Origin of the sequence: Thomasclavelia saccharogumia DSM 17460, from assembly GCF_000686665.1 — a bacterium.
GTDB classification, from domain to species: Bacteria; Bacillota_I; Bacilli_A; order Erysipelotrichales; family Coprobacillaceae; genus Thomasclavelia; species Thomasclavelia saccharogumia.
In genome coordinates, this window is the sequence record NZ_JMLH01000003.1 from 24342 (window position 1) to 39553 (window position 15212).

The window sequence follows — 15212 nt, forward strand, 5'->3', positions numbered from 1 at the left end:
TTTTATGATTTCAAATTAATAAAACTGCACTTTTAATCACTTAAAACAATTAAATCATGCAATAAATTAAGATCTTGTTTTTGCATCTTGACCTTAACATAATAACTATCTATTTCTTTAGTAGAAGTAAGCGCAAATTTTTCTAAAAAGTTTCGATAAATATCATCATTTTCCAATTCACAACCAACAAAATGAACTTTTGTATAAGCGTCGATCTTTGTATACCTGCTCGTCAATTTATGAAGATCTTCTTCTAAAATAAGATAATCATTTTCATATTTATCATATAAATAATTAAAATCTTTTTTGCTGATTTCTTCATCAAAACGAATCAGCCAATAATTAAAATCAATTGACATCGTTTTTATTTTAGTATCATCATGATTAATTAAAGTACCAATATTCCCATTATAAATAGAACGTAAATTAATTTTGAAGCCATCTTTTTTATACCCCTCTAAAAGAGCTTTATAACAGATTATCCGAGCTTTATGTTTCGCTAGATCCAACGCCTGGCGATATCCTACATGTTTAATTAAACGAGCTCCATTGATATATTTAGGATCTCCTGTATATATACCGCAAACATCGCTATATATATAAACTTCATCTAAATTCATTCTTCGCGCAATATAAACAGCACTATAATCACTGTCACCTTTTTCTAAAATACGAACATTTTTAAATTTATCTACTCCTTGAAACCCGGGAATTATGACAACATCATATTTTTCTAAATATTCCGTTACTTTTTTCTTATTAAAATCAACAAAACGATGCCCTTTAACTTTTAAACCAGCTTGTAAAGATGAAAGTGAAATAGCTTTTATATCTTGTTTCTTTAATTCACTTGATAAAACAACGCTGCTGATCGTTTCGCCACAACTGACGATCCGACTATATTCATCAAAAGATAATTGCCAGGAAACTAACTCTTTTAAAGTATCCGTAGCATAAGGATCGGGATAGCGCCCCATCGCACTTACAACTATTACTAATTTATGATCTAAATGTTTTTTTATTATTTCAATTACTGAATCAATTGTTTTTTTATCACGTAAAGATGTACCCCCAAATTTTAGGACTCTATACATCTTTATTACCTTCAAATACAGGTTGTACTTGTTTATTATTCAATGCATTGATTAAAGTCTGGAGTACTAAATTTTCGTCAAATAACATACTATTTGGTTTTTTTATACAATCATCTTGATACATTGGAACTAAATAAAAATGTTTAGTATTTAAAATCTGCATAATATTTTTTCCTGAATTACTTAGGGCATCATTTGTTGCAATTGCTAAAACAACATTATGTTCATTACGTAAAGTTGATTTACAAGCCATCGTTACTGCATTATCATTGATTCCATAAACAAGCTTTGCTAATGTATTGCCACTACAAGGCATGACTAGCATCAAATCTAAAGGGATTTTAGGACCAAAAATTTCCGCATTTACTACATCAGTAATAACTTTACGTTTTGCTATTTTTTCGATCTTTGCAATCAGTTCATCAGCTTCACCAAAACGAGTATCACAAGTTAATATTTTTTCACTGACAAATACATATAGATCACAGTCTTGTTTTGCTAATTCATCTAAAACGGTTATTGTTTTTTTTAAAGAACAAAAAGAACCAGTAATTCCAACCCCTATTTTTTTATTTTTTAACATTACGATCAACCGCCCTTTTAATTGCTTTAAATAAAGCTAGAGCACTGCTATGATATGCATATTTGGTTGGTAATTGTTTCAACAAATGATAATTAGTATCACGTTTATTACTTTGTAATCCATACGGCTTTGAAGCAACATCATAAATTTGGCACATATCGTCTTTCGTTTTTAACATTTCTTCAGTAATTACATTACATGGAATAGTATTGATAATAAAATCATATCCATCTAATGTAAGCTCATTTAAACGTATATAACGATATCCCTTAGTAATTACTTCATCATGATGGTGATCACTGCGATTAGAAATTGTGATCTTAGCATTAAATCGTTCTAATTTATTAGCTAGATCTTTGCCACAATGACCATAACCTAATATTAAGATATTTGAATTTGAAAGACTAATATTATTATCAATGATCATATAAGCAATTAATGCTTCATCACTAATATAAGTATTTTCATTAATAAATTCTTCATCATGATATAAATAATCATACTTAAAACCTTTTAGTTTACTTAAATAACATAATCGCTGATTTTTTAATAATGTCAAAACAACGGCATCACAAGCAAAATCTACTTGTTCAAAACTTTTACCATCTTTTCCCAAAAATACGATTTGACAAGATGATATATAATTTTTATCATTTTCTATTTGATAACCAGCTTTAGCCATCAGCTTAGCTAAATATTTACACCGATTATCAGTTCCATTAATATAGACTAACATATTCCACCTCTATTATAAAATATGAAAATAATTCAAGTTTGTTACAGGGTTGATGAATTTCTTCAACCCTGTAGATCAATTCCCATCTCTTCACTAATTAGTCCAAGAATAACTTCAATCCGCTCTTGAAGTAAATCAACAGCCTGATCAAGAATTATTTTTTCATCTACATTACGATCATAATTTTGAATTTCAAAAACACATTTAACGACAAAAAGCTGTTCTTTTTTCTCACCCACCTTGATTTGATAATTAAGGCTTAGATTTCCTCTTTGACTATGGCTATAGCCTATTTCAATATGAGCCTTAATATCTTTAGATACTCGAGTCTTTTTGTCATTAACAACATTTCCATGAATACTTCTTAATTCAATTTTCATTTAAAATTCCTCCTCATTATTCTTTACTTCAAAAAAAAGGATTTTTCTTTTATTATTTACATTTTTTTTCGATTTTATTAAAATAACCTCGATGGAGGTCAAAAATGTACTATCTAATGCTTATTTACACATTTTTACTATCATTAAAAACTTCCTGGACATATAATAATTTTACTTACTTGTCATATCAAAAGGATCTAAGAATTCATTATCTACTTTGGATCATGATCATTTCTTGTTTTTTACTATACAAAATAAATAAATTATTTAAAAAAATTACTTATTTATCCCCTTTAAACAAAACATTGATAATATTTAGTTTTTTATCAGTAATAATTGGTTCCTTTTTGCCTTATCATCCTGATAATGAAAATATTATTTCAATGTTACATATTATTCTGTCATCTTTTGGGGCTTTATTACTATTAGTAATACTTCAATTATTAATTAATCGAATCATGTTAATAGATTTTGAATTTTATCAAAAAACAAATATTTTATTTCATCGCTCATTGTTGATATTAAGTATGTTTATTATTATGTTTGGCACAATTAATAGCATTATAGAATTATTTCTTATTTTTACTGTATTGATATTATTAAACATGATTGAAAAACATTTTTATAAACTGAAAAGAAATTTACGAAAATAATAAAAGTTGCTGTACTTGACCAAGCTTAAAAAACTTAGCTTTATCAATAAAACACGTCGGCAGTACAGTTGTTGAAGGATTAGCGGCAAAGCCAATTATCGATTTTGATATTGTGATTGCTTCAACATCTGATTTAAATAAAGTAATCGAAAAATTAAATCAGATTGGCTATATACATGAAGGCAACTTAGAAATTCCAGACAGAGAAGCTTTTAAATATACGGGAAAAGAACATTTACAAACGCATCATTTATATGTATGTCCTAAAAATTCAAAGGAGCTGCAAAGACATATCACTTTTAGTGATTATTTAAAAAGCCACCCTGAGGCTATCAAACTTTATAGTCAGGTAAAAAAAGAGGGCGCAAGATTATTTCCTGATAATATTGAAAAATATTTAGAATATAAATCAGATTGTATATCTGAGTTATATAAAAAATGTGGTCTTATAAAATAAAGACAGTGATTTTTAATTGAAAAAGGAGACTAATAAAAATGGATTTAAAAAAATTTAAATGGACACGAAAACCAGAAAGTTACAAAATATATGATGATCGAATTGAAATTATTACAAAACCATATACTGATCTATGGCAAAGAACATATTATCATTTTCAAAATGACAATGCGCCCGTTTTACAAATAGAAACAGAAGAGAAATATTTTAGTTTTATTGTAAAAACAGATTTTAAAGAAAGTCATCATCGGTTTGATCAATGTGGCATTGTCATGTATTTAGATAGTGAAAACTGGTTAAAGGGTTCTATAGAATATGAAAATGATGAATATCAGCATTTAGGCAGTGTTGTAACAAATCACGGTTACTCAGATTGGGCTACTACAGCAATCGATGCTTCGATCAAATCGATGTGGTATCGTTTAAGCAGAAGAGAAGATGATTATTGTATCGAATGCTCTTATGACGGAGTTACTTTCACCCAAATGAGAATTTGTCACATGTTCAAAGGCGCTAATAAAATTGCTTTTGGTATTTATGCCTGTTCTCCTGAAAATTCTTCATTTAAAGCCGTATTTTCACAAATGCAAATTACAGAATGTCAGTGGTCTGCCCATACAGGGCAACAGCCTGATTAAAGCAGTTATTGTAGATTTTCGAAAAAATATTTCCTATTTTCAATTAAAAAAAGATTTCAAGATCTGAAATCTTTTTTAATCAAGATATTTTTATCTCAAAACCTAATTCATACAGAGTCAAATTATCATCAATAACTTCTTCATAAATTCCAGCAGCTCTTTTCAAGCCAGCCTTTTGATAAAGATTTATCGCCGCCTTATTATTATCCACAACAAATAATCTTAAATACTCACCATTCATTTCCTTTGCAAGAGCCATTGCTTTATTAATAGTAAGAAGACCCATTCCCCTTCTTAAATAATCGACATTTACACCTAAACGTTCAATATATAATGCTTTAGCATTTTTATCTGACCAATTTACACTTTTAGAACTGCTACTTAAATCACATAAAACAAATGCCGAAATAATCTTATCATCGTCCCATAATAAATAAAGCTGATTATTTTCAATATCATTTTTAAAATATTTACAAGGATAGATCTCATCCCAAATATGAATACCATTATCATTCATTTTAGCGATAATTTTTTTATACATTTCAATAATTTGTGATAAATCTGACATCACAGCTAACCTTAAATTCATCTAATCCACCGCCAAACTAATCTTCTGATTCATTTTAAAAAATGGACACTTTTTTTGAATACACTGATTATTCATCGTAGAACGCTTACAAACGATCTGGCTGCTTTCCATTTCAATATTCAAATGCTCCTTAACAAATTTGATTGCTGCTAAAATTGCAAGATATGAATCTCGTTTACAACATCGCGGCCCGCCATGCTTCGCGATTTGGTTTAATGAAGCCGCTGTCATTTGATTTGAAAGTCGCCATTCAATGTTAGAAAGTGGGGTTGATTTAGTAACAATAGCAATAAACATCCCACTGCTTATTCCGGCTCCACAAGCACCCCAAAAACCGCAAATTCCCCCAGGAATCTTTTTACCCCGATTTTGCATTTCTATTAAAGCACTTTTTAGATCTAGATCGTCACCTGCGTTTTTATAAGCCGTCAACAAAGCTGAGCCTACCATTATATGATGTTCTGGACCATGCATATGACAAAAACTCAAATCCATTAATTTTTCCATTATCATAATTGGATCAAGTGAAGTTTCATTTAAACAAACTTGAATGATATTATCGATTCCCTGCATATGACACTTTTCGCATACATAATGTCCATTAATACAGCGTGTTTTACTATACTCCTGACGGTGGCAAAGAATACACTCCATCAACGTATCAGTCTCAAGATATTCTAACGGCGCTTTACAAATCAAACATTCTTCTTTCATCCTTGCTCTCCTTTACAAATCATAATATTTCTTTTAATTAATTTTAACATGAATGAATTTATTCTCAAAGCAGATTTAATTTTTAGGACTAAAAAAGAAGAGCTGCCTCTTCTTTTTAATTAGTTTTATATTTTAATTCTAATCTTTCATCTTTGTTTAAAGATGACTGTCTGATACTTGCAAAAATTGAACCAGAAATATTATGCCATACACTAAAGATAGCTCCTGGTAAAGTAGCAAGCGGATTAGCTGCAAAATTTACGGTTGCTAATGAAACCGCTAGACCACTGTTTTGCATTCCTACTTCAATTGCAATTGCTGTAGCTTTAGAATATTCAACATGCAAAACTTTGGCTGCTACTAAACCAAGCATCATCCCTAATAAATTATGAAGGATAACTACACATAGTACTAAAATACCACAGGCTATGATTTTTTCGGTATTAATTGCAACAATTCCGGAGATGATCATTACAATCGATACAACCGAAACAAGCGGTAATATATCAGAAATTTTTTGAATCTGTTTTCCAAATAAACTGCGAATCAAAATTCCTAGTAAAACAGGAATCAAAATAACTTTTACTACCGATAAAACCATTGACCAAAAAGTAACTTTTACCCATGTACCGGCTAAAACATAAACCAATAATGGCGTCATCAGTGGGGCAATTAAAGTTGATATGATCGTCATTCCTACTGAAAGTGCGACATCACCACCAGCAATATAAGTTATCACATTACTAGCCGTTCCGCCAGGACAGCAGCCTACCAGGATAACACCTATTGCCAAGTCTTCAGGTAATTGAAAGATAACTGCTAATAACCATGCGGCTAAGGGCATGATCGTATACTGAGCTACACAGCCGATAATAACTTCTTTAGGGTGTGAAAAAACAATTTGAAAATCTCCCATTTTTATTGCCAGTCCCATTCCAAACATTGCAACTCCTAAAAAAACAGAAGTATAATCGGTTGTCCAGGCAAAACCCTGAGGTATTAAAAAGGCTAATCCGGAAAAAATAATGATTATAATGCCAATATATTTAGTTAATAATGAACTGATTTTTATGATTTTTTTCATTGATTACACCTCATATGAAAAATTATCGATCAATCGTGTTTTACCAATGTAAACAGCCATTGCAATAAGAACATTTCGATCAACTTTTTTTACTGGCTGCATCGTTAGGGCATCCACTACTGAGATATAATCAATTTTAGCAAGCGGTTGACTTTCAATAACCTTTTGCATAGCTTTTATTACATCACTGGCCAAACATCCTTGAAAAATGACATTTTGTCCTTCTTTAACAGCTTTTGATAAACAAAGTGCCACTTTTCTTTCTTCACAATTAAGATACGTGTTTCGTGATGATTTAGCAAGACCATCGCTTTCACGAACGATTGGACAGCCAATGATTTCAATATCAAAATTTAGATCCTGTACCATTTTTCGAATGATTGCTAATTGCTGAGCATCTTTTTGACCAAAATATGCTCTATCAGGGGTAATAATATTAAATAATTTTGCTACTACCGTACAAACACCTTTAAAATGAACTGGTCTTGATTTACCACAAAGGGTCGTTGAAAGTAAATCGATATTTACATATGCCTGGGGGTCACAATACATATTTTCTGGATCAGGATTAAAAATCAAATCTGCTTTCAGACTTTCACATAACTCACTATCACGTTTAAAATCTCGGGGATAAGCTTCTAAATCTTCGTTAGGTCCAAATTGCGTTGGATTAACAAAATCTGAAACCACAACAATATCATTTTCTTCCCGACATTTTTTAATCAAACTTGCATGACCTTCATGTAAAAAACCCATCGTTGGTACAAGACCGATCGTTTTTCCTTCTTTTTTCCATGCTTTAATAAGTTTTCTTGTTTGTTCTACTGTTTTTGTTATCTGCATTTTATTCTCTTCTTTCTTATGGATTTAGAGATAGTACCCTTAACTGACATCACTGCTGATTATTTCATATCTTTTAATAAGCCGTGTTTTTCATAATTAGTTACTCGGCTAATTTTATTCTCCTCATCCACAAAGACAACTGCAGGTTTATGTGATTTTGCTTCTATTGGATCATAATTTCCATAGGCCATAATAATAACCTTATCGCCAGTATTTACGCATCTTGCAGCAGCACCATTTAAACAGATCATCCCACTGTCCTTTTTACCACTAATAGCATATGTTTCAAATCTATTTCCATTATCAACATCTACAATTTGTACTTTTTCATATTCTAAAATTCCCGCCGCTTCAAGCAATTCTTCATCAATCGTGATACTTCCGACATAATCTAATTTAGCTTGAATAACGGTAGCACGATGAATTTTTCCTTTTAACATCTCTATTGTCATTTCATACATCCTTTCTTGATTTAAAATACAATAAAAAAGCATTTATAGGGCTATGACCCTAAAATGCATGATAAATTATTTGTATTTTTTGAGTCCCATTTAAAAAATATAAGCTCTTTATTTACTATATTTATATGAAATTCCAGTGAATCAGATCGAGTATAGTTTTGTTGCCAAATACTATCTCCATTGCTCATTTAAGCATGTTGATAATTGTTTGTCAATATAAAAAGATGCCCTGTTGGCATCTTGAACTATTTTTAAATATTTTCTTCTAAATATTTATACTGCATTCCCTCTTTGATTGCTGAACTATCTATTCCAAGGGCTTCTAAAAGAGTATATGCAAAAGCCAAAGCAGCCCCAGGACCTTTACCAGTAACGATATTACCATCTTTTAAAACTAAAGCTTCCTGATAATTTGCACTATTTAACTGGGTTTCAAAACCAGGATAACAAGTAACTGTCTTTTCTTTGATAACTCCTGCTTTTTCTAAAACGATTGGTCCCGCACAAATAGCACCAATGATTTTATTATCAACATTAAATTTTTTTACTAGCTCAATTACTCTTGGATCATCTCTTAAATTAGTTGCTCCGGGCATTCCCCCAGGAATAACAACAGCATCATATGTTTCAATTGTTTCATCATATATACGATCCATCAATATTTTTATTTGGTGAGCGCTAATGGCTTCTAATTTATCCATTCCTACCATTGTACATTCAACATTGGCACGACGCATTACATCTACTACTGATAATGCTTCAAGTTCTTCAAATCCATCATGAAATAAAACTGCTATTTTTTTCATCTTAAAACCTCCTTGACTGTTATTTTATCACTAAACTAATCAAAATGCATTATTTTAAATTGAAAAGCAGCTAATATCGTACTATAATTACATTGTTGTTAAAATAAAAATTTAGTAATAACTTGATATTAACTATCTAATTATTTAATGACTAAAATATTATTACACCGTATCTAAAGGAACGGTAGTGGAGGAAAAAATGAAAAATAAAAAAACTAAAGATCTTGTTTTGTATGCAATGTTTATTGCAATTGAAATGCTGCTTGTATTTATACCATTTTTAGGATATATTCCAATTGGTCCATTGCGTGCAACAACACTACATATTCCAGTAATTATTGCCGGAATTATTTTAGGTAAAAAAGGTGGTTCGATCATCGGATTAGTTTTCGGTTTGAGCAGTTTGTTTTATAACACAATTAATCCTACTGTGACTTCATTTGTTTTTTCACCATTTATTAGCGGAAATATTTTAAGTGCTGTTATCGCTATTTTACCTAGAGTAATGATTGGTTTTGTTGCTGGTTTTATTTTTGAACAAGTAATCAAGCATAAATGGAATAAATATGCTGGAATGATCGTTGCTAGTTTAGCTGGTTCATTAACTAATACTATTTTAGTACTAAGCGGTATTTATTTGATTTTTGGTCAAAGTTATGCTCAAGCAATTGGTCAAGATTTTAATTTGTTATTAGCATACTTAATTGGAATCGTTACTAGCAGCGGTTTATTAGAAGCTGTTGTCGGAACTATTATTGCTGTTCTTGTTTGCCAGCCTTTATTAATGTTTACAAAGAAAGGAAATTAAGATGAAAACAATCGTTGTAGGAATTAGTGGCAGTATTGCTGCCTATAAAGCTTGTGAACTTGTCAGAGCTTTAAAAAAGAAAGAATATGATGTAGAAGTAATTATGACTAATAATGCAACAAAATTTATTAGTCCCCTTACTTTAGGAGCTTTGATCAACAAACCAGTATTAATTGATGATTTTGATGATAATGGCTATGAAATCAAACATATTAGTTATGCCAAAAAAGCTGATTGTTTTGTTATTGTTCCTGCGACTGCTAATATCATCGGTAAAATTGCCAACGGTATCTGTGATGATGTATTAACATCTTCTTTTATTGCTGCTACTTGTCCTAAATTGATTGCTCCAGCGATGAATGTTAATATGTATGATAATCTTGCTACTCAGCGCAATATTGAAAGATGTAAAACCTATGGGATTAAATTTGTAGAACCAGGATATGGACTTTTAGCCTGTGGTGATACTGGTCGTGGAAAACTTGCTGATTTAAACCAAATCGTTGCAATGATTGAATATTGCTTAAGTGATAAACCATTAAAAAATAAACGAGTCTTAGTGACCGCTGGTCCCACTCAGGAAGCCCTTGATCCAGTAAGATATATTACTAATCATTCAAGTGGAAAAATGGGTTATGCTCTAGCAAAAAGAGCCTTTGAATTAGGCGCAAAAGTTACGTTGATCACTGGGCCTACAGGTCTTGATTTTCCTTATGGTATAAAAACTATTGAGATCCAAACAGCCAAAGAAATGTTCATGGCAGTTAAAGAACATTATCAAAAACAGGATTTTATTATTAAAGCGGCTGCTGTTGGTGATTATCGGGTCAAAGAGATTGCTAAAGATAAAATTAAGAAAAAAGAAGAAACTTTAACTTTGGAATTGATCAAAAACGATGACATTTTAGCTTTTTTAGGAGAACATAAAACTAATCAAATTATTTGTGGCTTTGCAATGGAAACACAAAATTTAATCGAAAACGCTAGAAAAAAACTTATTCATAAAAATTGTGATCTTTTAGTTGCCAATAATTTAAAAGAACCAGGGGCAGGATTTAAAAATGATACAAATAAAGTAACCTTTTTAACTGCTGAAAATACTCAGGAAATTGAATTAATGTCAAAAAATAATTTGAGTGATTTGATTTTAAAAAAATTAATAGAAATTCAGGAGGAAAAAGCATGTTAATTGTAATTGATATCGGTAATACCAATATTACCATGGGGCTAGTTGATAAAGATGAAATTATCGATAATTATCGTTTAACAACAAAATTAGAACGTACCTCTGATGAATATGGTTTTATGCTCTTGAGCTTTTTAAGTGCTTCAAATATTCTTATCGATGAAATTGAAGATATCATCATTGCTTCAGTAGTTCCTAAAATCATGTATTCTTTTACTAATTCAATCAAAAAATACTTTGATCGTGAACCGATTATTGTTGGCCCTGGAATCAAAACGGGGATCCGTATTAAAATCGATAATCCTAAAGAACTAGGTGCCGATCGTTTAGTCGATGCTGCTGGGGCTTACTATATCTATGGCGGTCCCTGCTTAGTTATTGATTTTGGCACTGCTACAACGTTTGATGTCGTAAATGAAAATGGTGATTTTTTAGGTGGGGCTACAGCACCAGGAATCGGTATTAGTATCAATGCTCTTTCTAGTCAAGCTGCAAAACTGCCGGAAATCGAAATAAAGAAACCTAAAAATATTATCGCTAAAAATACTGTTACAAGTATGCAGGCTGGTATTGTTTATGGATATGTCGGTCTAACCGAAAATATTATTAATGAAATAAAAAAAGAATATGGGCAAAATTTAAAGGTTATTTCAACTGGTGGTTTGGGACGTATTATTTTTAATGAAACTAAGTTGATTGATGTATATGATCCTGATCTTACATTTAAAGGTTTAAAAATCATCTATGATAAATATAAAAGAAAAGCATAAAAAAACGATTAATTAAAATCGTTTTTTTATTTACCCTAAATTTAATCAAAATTCTTTTCTACTTCATTTATTGTATATGTGACAATATTACTATTATCCTCTTGAAACATTAGAATAATATCTGCAAGCGGTATTCCCTGTACATTTAGTTCATTTTCAAGCCATTTTTCATTTTGTCCAATAGTTTTAAGATTTTCATAAAAAATTTTTCCTTCTTTAACTAATACTGTTGGCAATTTAACTTTATTGATCTTAATATTCAAATCATCTACTACAACAGGCCGATATTTTTCTTTTGGAAAAAAACTAAAACTACCATTAGTTTCTAACACTACCGTTTGCAGTTCATTTAAATTAAAATAACCAGCAATACGACATTGCATTAAAAATTCATCAATATCTAATTTAGCTTTTTCCAATTCCTCATTATAAATTTGATTATTCTCATATAAAACAACTGCTTCACCATCAATAATTTTTCTTAATTTCAAAGAAGAAGCAGCTAACTTAGATAAAGTTATTATTACAATTGCATAAACGATCATTGCAATTAAAGGTTGTAAAATATTATCAAAACCACCCATTACTAACTCACTGGCAATACTACCTATCGTAATTCCATTAATATAATCATACATATTTAATTGACTAACCTGACGATACCCCATCATCTTAGTAATAATAAACAAGACAACTAAAGATATGATCGGAACAATTATATATTCTAATATTTGCATAATCTCACCAGTAATATTATGGACAAAATCAATATAAATAAACGAAAAAGAATTATTCTTTTTCGTTTATATAAGCATCTTCAATTTCTCCAATATAAATATAATGATAATCATGATCAGGATAATTTTTTTCATCAAGACTGTCATCAATAAACCCGTTTGGTTCAATTTTACCTTGATATAGTTTTTTACAAATAAAAACCATTTTTCCTTGTTTAAAAGCTGGCTGTCCCTCAAGCAATTCTACATCAAAATCAACCTCTTTGATTTTATCGCCATCACGTCCCGATTTAGAACCTAATATACCTAATTCTTTTTTATAACCTTCAAAAAAAGTTAAAGTAAAATAGTCAGAAGCATCGACAAACTCTCTTGTATAACGTTGAGGTCGAATATAAACAGTTACGACATTTTTATTCCAAATAACTCCAATCCCGCCCCAGGAAGCAGTCATCGTATTGATTTTATTTTCTTTTAAAGCACTAATTAAAAGCCAGTCTTTCCCAATCGTTTTAAATGGATTTAAAACGATTTCATTAATATCAATTTTTTTAAAACTCATTTTAATCATCCTTTCTTAGTTTACCAAATAAATCGATTCCTTTTTTAGCTGTCATAAGATTTGGCACTCGATAAGTCCAGTTTATATCATTAACTTCACCAGGAACATTAAAGCGCTGGTCATTGTCAACACCAAGCAGGTCCCAAATCGGAATAATTACATCACTAGCCTTTGAATGTAAGCAGTAATCTAAAATTGCTAGATTTAAAGGCAGTTTATCGCCTACAGTTTCTACAATTTTATCACAACTTTGCTGGTCTAGATTATCGATCCAGCCTTTGATTGTTTCATTATCGTGAGTCCCTGAATAAAAATAACTATTATTGTCAACTTTATCAAAGCCCTCATCAAGCATAAATTGAAACACTTTCATCCCTTTTAAGTGATAATGATCTTTTAATTCAATTACTTCTGGTCTTAAATATCCTAAATCTTCAGCAACTAATTCAATATCTCCTAATTTTGCATAAAGACAATCAAACAATTCATAACCTGGAGCATATTTCCAGCAGCCATCAATAGCACTAGTAGAAGCTGCCGGAATATCCCAATAAGAGTCAAATGCTCTAAAATGGTCAATTCTGGTAATATCAAAAATCTTACATGCCCAGCCGATTCGGTCAACCCAAAACTTAAATTCATTATTTTGTAAATGTTCCCAATTATAAATTGGATTCCCCCAATATTGACCTGTAGCACTAAAATAATCTGGCGGTACTCCGGCCACATCTGTAGGATAGCCGTTAGAATCCAACATAAACGATTCGTTATCTAGCCAAACTTCTACAGAGCCATGATCCACATAAAATGGCATATCACCAATTATCTTGATACCATGTTCATTGGCATATTTTTTTAAAGTAAACCATTGTAAATAGAAAATGTATTGAACAAATTGATAATACCCAATTTCAGCTTGATATTTACTCAAATCAACTTGATGAAACTTAGGATACTGTTTAAATCCCTGGGGCCATGAAGCCCAATCGTATGAATCATTGATATTGGCAAAAGTACAATATAATGCATAATCATATACCCAAGGACATTTTTTTAAAAAAAGATCATATTCATCATTACTTCTAAAATTTTTATATGCTTTTAATAAATATTTATGCTTAAACGCTCTAATTTTATCATAATAAACTATCTTTGCATCAGCATTAAATTCCGGGACCTTATCTAACAGTCCCATTTCTACTAACTGTTCTAAATCAATATATATTTCATCCCCAGCAAACGTACTTACTCCACGATATGGAGAATTAGCTTGAGTTGAAGGATGAAATGGTAAAATTTGTAAATAATTTGCGCCATTATTTGCTAGAGCGTCAATAACTGCATAAGCATTTTTGCCTAAATCACCAATCCCATGATTTGATGGAAAACTAGATAAAGGGAATAAAACTCCACAATTCATCTTAATATCCTAAATCCTGGTTAACAACGACTATTTTAATTCGATCGATGTTACCTTGATATCCTAATTTAACATAACTGCTGCAAATACGTTCTGGCGATAAACAATCCATACATACTCCCGTTTTAGTACATGGTGTCTTTTTATTTAAGCGTACAGCATTAGCTGGAGCGCTAATTGTTTTAATGTGATTAATGGCTTCAGTTTCATTTTCAAAAATTTTATTTTTTCCTGCAATTACAATAACTTCCTTAGGTCCATAGATCATCGCGGCTACTCGATTACCATTTCCATCCACATTATATAAACAACCATCAGTTGTCAAAGCATTAGTGCTGGTAATAAAAATATCACTAGTAAAAGCTTTTCTAAATACTTCTTGCATCTGCTTTCTTGACAATCCTTCTTCATAGCGATCATATAAAATCACATCACTTTGTCTAATTAAATCAATGACTCCAGTTTCAAATAAAGTCATCGATCCCCCCAATGCAATTGTTTTTTGGTTACATAAATATCTTTTTAAATAATTATGTAATTGTTCAAAATTATCTACAAATGTTATTTGCATATTATTTTGATTAAAAGCTTTGATCATTCTATCTTCTCTAATCTTAATAATTTCCTTCAAATTCTCATCCATAATTGTAAGTCCTTTCAAAAATATCCACGAATATTATATTATTTGTTG

General features: G+C 30.6%; 19 protein-coding genes. 5 read left to right on the forward strand and 14 right to left on the reverse strand.

Going from position 1 to position 15212, the window contains the following annotated elements:
* Positions 1-32: 32 nt before the first annotated feature.
* The 4 genes from BR82_RS0101465 to BR82_RS0101480 form a co-directional block, all read right to left on the reverse strand.
* On the reverse strand, positions 33-1094 hold the full coding sequence (locus BR82_RS0101465) for an amino acid kinase family protein (protein WP_027088708.1): 1062 nt from the start codon (positions 1092-1094) through the stop codon (positions 33-35).
* On the reverse strand, positions 1087-1677 hold the full coding sequence (locus tag BR82_RS0101470; protein WP_024720518.1) for a dipicolinate synthase subunit B: 591 nt from the start codon (positions 1675-1677) through the stop codon (positions 1087-1089). The genes BR82_RS0101465 and BR82_RS0101470 overlap by 8 nt, the downstream gene beginning before the upstream one ends.
* Complete coding sequence (locus BR82_RS0101475) at positions 1664-2413, reverse strand: NAD(P)-dependent oxidoreductase (RefSeq protein WP_027088709.1); 750 nt, start codon at positions 2411-2413, stop codon at positions 1664-1666. The genes BR82_RS0101470 and BR82_RS0101475 overlap by 14 nt, the downstream gene beginning before the upstream one ends.
* Positions 2414-2475: 62 nt before the next feature.
* Positions 2476-2793: a hypothetical protein gene (locus BR82_RS0101480; RefSeq protein WP_027088710.1), complete on the reverse strand. Its 318-nt coding sequence runs from the start codon at positions 2791-2793 to the stop codon at positions 2476-2478.
* A gap of 699 nt (positions 2794-3492) precedes the next feature.
* On the opposite strand from BR82_RS0101480, the gene BR82_RS16920 reads away from it, so the two are divergent.
* Both BR82_RS16920 and BR82_RS0101495 read left to right on the forward strand, forming a co-directional pair.
* Positions 3493-3903 (forward strand): GrpB family protein, encoded by a 411-nt coding sequence (locus BR82_RS16920; RefSeq protein ID WP_147590195.1) that lies wholly within the window; start codon positions 3493-3495, stop codon positions 3901-3903.
* Between the two features lie 38 nt (positions 3904-3941).
* A complete protein-coding gene (locus tag BR82_RS0101495; protein WP_027088712.1) occupies positions 3942-4541 on the forward strand; it encodes a DUF1349 domain-containing protein in 600 nt (199 codons plus the stop codon).
* Between the two features lie 79 nt (positions 4542-4620).
* Here the strand turns inward: BR82_RS0101495 and BR82_RS16925 are convergent, their stop codons facing one another.
* From BR82_RS16925 to BR82_RS0101525, 6 genes are all read right to left on the reverse strand, one after another.
* On the reverse strand, positions 4621-5130 hold the full coding sequence (locus tag BR82_RS16925) for a GNAT family N-acetyltransferase (RefSeq protein WP_027088713.1): 510 nt from the start codon (positions 5128-5130) through the stop codon (positions 4621-4623).
* A complete protein-coding gene (locus BR82_RS16930) occupies positions 5131-5844 on the reverse strand; it encodes a DUF5714 domain-containing protein (protein ID WP_027088714.1) in 714 nt (237 codons plus the stop codon).
* A 115-nt stretch (positions 5845-5959) separates the two neighbouring features.
* Positions 5960-6928: a bile acid:sodium symporter family protein gene (locus BR82_RS0101510; protein WP_027088715.1), complete on the reverse strand. Its 969-nt coding sequence runs from the start codon at positions 6926-6928 to the stop codon at positions 5960-5962.
* Between the two features lie 3 nt (positions 6929-6931).
* Positions 6932-7771, reverse strand: coding sequence for a pantoate--beta-alanine ligase (gene panC, locus BR82_RS0101515; protein WP_027088716.1), 840 nt, complete (start codon positions 7769-7771; stop codon positions 6932-6934).
* Between the two features lie 59 nt (positions 7772-7830).
* The gene (gene panD, locus BR82_RS0101520; RefSeq protein WP_027088717.1) at positions 7831-8223 is read right to left on the reverse strand and encodes an aspartate 1-decarboxylase; all 393 of its coding nucleotides are present in this window, start codon (positions 8221-8223) and stop codon (positions 7831-7833) included.
* Between the two features lie 260 nt (positions 8224-8483).
* A complete protein-coding gene (locus BR82_RS0101525) occupies positions 8484-9038 on the reverse strand; it encodes a DJ-1 family glyoxalase III (RefSeq protein ID WP_027088718.1) in 555 nt (184 codons plus the stop codon).
* A 199-nt stretch (positions 9039-9237) separates the two neighbouring features.
* On the opposite strand from BR82_RS0101525, the gene BR82_RS0101530 reads away from it, so the two are divergent.
* From BR82_RS0101530 to BR82_RS0101540, 3 genes are read left to right on the forward strand one after another with little or no spacing between them, the layout of a single operon-like run.
* Positions 9238-9846, forward strand: coding sequence for an ECF transporter S component (locus tag BR82_RS0101530; RefSeq protein WP_027088719.1), 609 nt, complete (start codon positions 9238-9240; stop codon positions 9844-9846).
* 1 nt (position 9847) lies between these two features.
* Positions 9848-11035, forward strand: a complete 1188-nt coding sequence (gene coaBC / locus BR82_RS0101535) for a bifunctional phosphopantothenoylcysteine decarboxylase/phosphopantothenate--cysteine ligase CoaBC (protein ID WP_027088720.1) — start codon at positions 9848-9850, stop codon at positions 11033-11035.
* Positions 11029-11802: a type III pantothenate kinase gene (locus tag BR82_RS0101540; protein ID WP_027088721.1), complete on the forward strand. Its 774-nt coding sequence runs from the start codon at positions 11029-11031 to the stop codon at positions 11800-11802. The genes coaBC and BR82_RS0101540 overlap by 7 nt, the downstream gene beginning before the upstream one ends.
* A 41-nt stretch (positions 11803-11843) precedes the next feature.
* Here the strand turns inward: BR82_RS0101540 and BR82_RS0101545 are convergent, their stop codons facing one another.
* Genes BR82_RS0101545 through BR82_RS0101560 form a run of 4 tightly spaced genes read right to left on the reverse strand, consistent with a single transcriptional unit; the run spans position 11844 to position 15164 of the window.
* Positions 11844-12539: a DUF421 domain-containing protein gene (locus BR82_RS0101545; RefSeq protein ID WP_027088722.1), complete on the reverse strand. Its 696-nt coding sequence runs from the start codon at positions 12537-12539 to the stop codon at positions 11844-11846.
* A gap of 52 nt (positions 12540-12591) precedes the next feature.
* Positions 12592-13101, reverse strand: a complete 510-nt coding sequence (locus BR82_RS0101550; RefSeq protein ID WP_027088723.1) for a flavin reductase — start codon at positions 13099-13101, stop codon at positions 12592-12594.
* 1 nt (position 13102) lies between these two features.
* A complete protein-coding gene (malQ, locus tag BR82_RS0101555; protein WP_027088724.1) occupies positions 13103-14521 on the reverse strand; it encodes a 4-alpha-glucanotransferase in 1419 nt (472 codons plus the stop codon).
* Position 14522: 1 nt separating this feature from the next.
* Positions 14523-15164, reverse strand: coding sequence for a lactate utilization protein (locus BR82_RS0101560; RefSeq protein WP_027088725.1), 642 nt, complete (start codon positions 15162-15164; stop codon positions 14523-14525).
* Positions 15165-15212: the final 48 nt, after the last annotated feature.

What these genes read in the sequence shown, in the direction of transcription:
- BR82_RS0101465 (WP_027088708.1), bottom strand. Translation starts at nt 1,094, where the DNA reads ATGTATAGAGTCCTAAAATTTGGGGGTACATCTTTACGTGATAAAAAA.
- BR82_RS0101470 (WP_024720518.1), bottom strand. Translation starts at nt 1,677, where the DNA reads ATGTTAAAAAATAAAAAAATAGGGGTTGGAATTACTGGTTCTTTTTGT.
- BR82_RS0101475 (WP_027088709.1), bottom strand. Translation starts at nt 2,413, where the DNA reads ATGTTAGTCTATATTAATGGAACTGATAATCGGTGTAAATATTTAGCT.
- BR82_RS0101480 (WP_027088710.1), bottom strand. Translation starts at nt 2,793, where the DNA reads ATGAAAATTGAATTAAGAAGTATTCATGGAAATGTTGTTAATGACAAA.
- BR82_RS0101495 (WP_027088712.1), top strand. Translation starts at nt 3,942, where the DNA reads ATGGATTTAAAAAAATTTAAATGGACACGAAAACCAGAAAGTTACAAA.
- BR82_RS16925 (WP_027088713.1), bottom strand. Translation starts at nt 5,130, where the DNA reads ATGAATTTAAGGTTAGCTGTGATGTCAGATTTATCACAAATTATTGAA.
- BR82_RS16930 (WP_027088714.1), bottom strand. Translation starts at nt 5,844, where the DNA reads ATGAAAGAAGAATGTTTGATTTGTAAAGCGCCGTTAGAATATCTTGAG.
- BR82_RS0101510 (WP_027088715.1), bottom strand. Translation starts at nt 6,928, where the DNA reads ATGAAAAAAATCATAAAAATCAGTTCATTATTAACTAAATATATTGGC.
- panC (WP_027088716.1), bottom strand. Translation starts at nt 7,771, where the DNA reads ATGCAGATAACAAAAACAGTAGAACAAACAAGAAAACTTATTAAAGCA.
- panD (WP_027088717.1), bottom strand. Translation starts at nt 8,223, where the DNA reads ATGACAATAGAGATGTTAAAAGGAAAAATTCATCGTGCTACCGTTATT.
- BR82_RS0101525 (WP_027088718.1), bottom strand. Translation starts at nt 9,038, where the DNA reads ATGAAAAAAATAGCAGTTTTATTTCATGATGGATTTGAAGAACTTGAA.
- BR82_RS0101530 (WP_027088719.1), top strand. Translation starts at nt 9,238, where the DNA reads ATGAAAAATAAAAAAACTAAAGATCTTGTTTTGTATGCAATGTTTATT.
- coaBC (WP_027088720.1), top strand. Translation starts at nt 9,848, where the DNA reads ATGAAAACAATCGTTGTAGGAATTAGTGGCAGTATTGCTGCCTATAAA.
- BR82_RS0101540 (WP_027088721.1), top strand. Translation starts at nt 11,029, where the DNA reads ATGTTAATTGTAATTGATATCGGTAATACCAATATTACCATGGGGCTA.
- BR82_RS0101545 (WP_027088722.1), bottom strand. Translation starts at nt 12,539, where the DNA reads ATGCAAATATTAGAATATATAATTGTTCCGATCATATCTTTAGTTGTC.
- BR82_RS0101550 (WP_027088723.1), bottom strand. Translation starts at nt 13,101, where the DNA reads ATGAGTTTTAAAAAAATTGATATTAATGAAATCGTTTTAAATCCATTT.
- malQ (WP_027088724.1), bottom strand. Translation starts at nt 14,521, where the DNA reads ATGAATTGTGGAGTTTTATTCCCTTTATCTAGTTTTCCATCAAATCAT.
- BR82_RS0101560 (WP_027088725.1), bottom strand. Translation starts at nt 15,164, where the DNA reads ATGGATGAGAATTTGAAGGAAATTATTAAGATTAGAGAAGATAGAATG.